This window comes from Roseateles violae (assembly GCF_030410485.1).
GTDB classification, from domain to species: domain Bacteria; phylum Pseudomonadota; class Gammaproteobacteria; order Burkholderiales; family Burkholderiaceae_C; genus Roseateles_D; species Roseateles_D violae.
Window position 1 is genome coordinate 1,281 of the sequence record NZ_JAUHHC010000014.1, and the last position, 2,240, is coordinate 3,520.

Genomic DNA, 2,240 nt, shown 5'->3' on the forward strand with positions numbered 1-2,240 from the left:
CGCCGGCGCCGCCGTGATGCACAAACACGGCTGGACGATGGGCGAGCTAATGTCGAGCTGGGGGCCGTATATCGCCCTCGTCGGCGCCGTCGTGCCGCCCTCGCTGGTGACCTATCAGGCGATCAAGCAGCGCCAGGCCGACGAACAGGCCGCGGCGCGCCAGCTCGCCCAGCGGCAGCGCGAGGCGCATCCGGTCAACCCGGCCGCCGGGCAGCGCGAGGGCGTCGCGCCGTGAGCGTCAAGAACGAACCGCGCATCGAGGCCTATATCGGCTCCAGCGGCAGCGGCAAGGGGGTGAGCCTCAATGCCCGGCTAAAGGAGCTGAAACCGCCGCGCCTGCTGATCTGGGACCCGCGCAACGAATACGGCAAGCACGCCCCCGCGGCGGCGTCGCTGTCGCATCTGGTGGGCGCCTTCAAGCATGCCCGTGGCGGGCCGATCAAGATGCGCTTTGTTGCCGGGCCTGATCTGCCGATCGAGCAGGCATTCGCGGCCGTCTGCAAGCTGGCATTTGCCGCGGGAAATCTGGTGTTCCTCGCCGAAGAACTGAGCGATGTGACCAGCGCCAGCAAGGCGCCGCCGGCATGGCGCCAGGTCATCACGCAGGGCCGCCATCAGGCTTTGCATGTGATGGCCGCGGCGCAGCGGCCGGCGCTGATAGACAAAACGCTGCTGGGCAATTGCACGTATGTCCGCTGCTTCGGTCTGCGCTACCGCGAGGACCGGCGCGCGATGGCGCAGGCGATGGACGTAGACGAGGCGCGCGTGCAGGCGCTGCGCACCGTCAAGGATGCGCGCGGCGTGACGATCGGCTATCTGGAGCGGGATTTCCGCAACGCCGACGAGGCCGCCGCGGGCACGATCAAGCTGCGCGCTACATAGGGCCTACGTACAGGCGAGAGGGCTGGCGATGTACGGCCGCCGCCGGTTCAATTCGTCTGCGAACTCCGCAACACTTCAACCCATCGAGAGAGAAACAGCCATGCAAGCTCAAGTGAAAAACGCAGTGATGACGACCGGCCTGGTGCTGGTCACGATCTTCGTTCTGCGCAAGGTCAGCTTTACCAAGGGCCTGATCGATCAAGCGATCGCCGGCTGATCGCGGCGGCTAGCGGCCGCCATCCATTCGCAAAAACGGGCCGGGGGGCATCGTGAAAAGACGCAATGATCTATTTGCCCCTGAACCCGTTCAACCCGGTTGCGCTGGGTGTTCGCTCGACCGTCCAAGTCCAGCGCTATGACATGACGCTGGCCCGCGTGGTGCTGAATTTCCCCGGCGCCAACGCGATCACCAAGGCCACCATCAGCGAAATCGTCGTCAAGATCGGCGCACGCGTGGTGTTCGGTCCTATCACCGGCCTGGAGCTGGACGCGATGAACAAATATCGCGGCATCTACGACCGCGCCGACGCGCTGACCATCGACTTTACCGAGCGCGACGCGCTGAGCGTCGTTGGCAAGGAAATCGGCGGCATCGACATTCCGGCCCTCTACGGCCAGGATATCTTTATCGAGGTCGTCAACAACGCCGGCGCCGGCACCCCGACGCTGACGGCGCTCGCCGGCTTCACGGCGCTGCAGTTCGACCCGAGCAAGCCCAACCCGGACGGCCAGCTCATCAAGAAGGTTTTGGCCTACCAGATCCCGACCAGCGGCGGCACGGCCGTAACCTGGACGCCGGTCCTCAAGGGCGCCGTCATCCAGCGTATCCACCTGAAGTACGCCGGCACCGATTGGGCCGGCAGCACTGACGGCAATCTGGCCCGCGTCGAGGTCAAGAAAAACGGCGTCGCCGTGCATGGCAATGTCAACTGCAACCTGCAGCGCTATTTGCTGCAGGAGCAGCGCAAGGTGCCTCAGTCCAAGTTCTACCACCTGGACTTTGTCCACGACAACGTGCATAGCGCCGCGCTGGCGACCGCCGACGCGCGGGCGCTGGAGTTCAATTTCACGCTCGCCGCACCGGACACCATCCGCGCGATCGTGGAATGCCTGGACACCCCGGGCAACCTCTGACCCTTCACCCTTAGCAGAGTCTCGACCCGCGGCGCCCCTGGGCGCTGCGGGCGTGCAATCGAACAGAGGGACAAGACGCGATGAGCGCTTTTCTAGACGCATTGAGCGGGGCCGGCTATGACGGCTCCGAGGGCGGCGGCATGGGCGAAGTAGCGCCGGCCGGCGCGACCGACACCAACGGCGGCGGCTATTTCTCCGGCCTGATGCAGTCGGTGACTTCGCTG

3 protein-coding genes are annotated in these 2,240 nt (G+C 65.5%); all 3 read left to right on the forward strand.

The window, feature by feature from the left end:
- Positions 1-235: hypothetical protein (locus tag QWJ38_RS23935; protein WP_290361638.1), on the forward strand; the 235-nt coding region annotated here is incomplete at its 5' end.
- Positions 232-882: a hypothetical protein gene (locus QWJ38_RS23940; protein WP_290361639.1), complete on the forward strand. Its 651-nt coding sequence runs from the start codon at positions 232-234 to the stop codon at positions 880-882. The genes QWJ38_RS23935 and QWJ38_RS23940, both read left to right, overlap by 4 nt.
- A 282-nt stretch (positions 883-1,164) precedes the next feature.
- A complete protein-coding gene (locus QWJ38_RS23945) occupies positions 1,165-2,016 on the forward strand; it encodes a major capsid protein P2 (protein ID WP_290361640.1) in 852 nt (283 codons plus the stop codon).
- Positions 2,017-2,240 lie beyond the last annotated feature (224 nt).

Bases quoted from the DNA above. Each gene is read 5' to 3' on its own strand.
- QWJ38_RS23945 (WP_290361640.1), top strand. From the start codon at position 1,165: ATGATCTATTTGCCCCTGAACCCGTTCAACCCGGTTGCGCTGGGTGTT.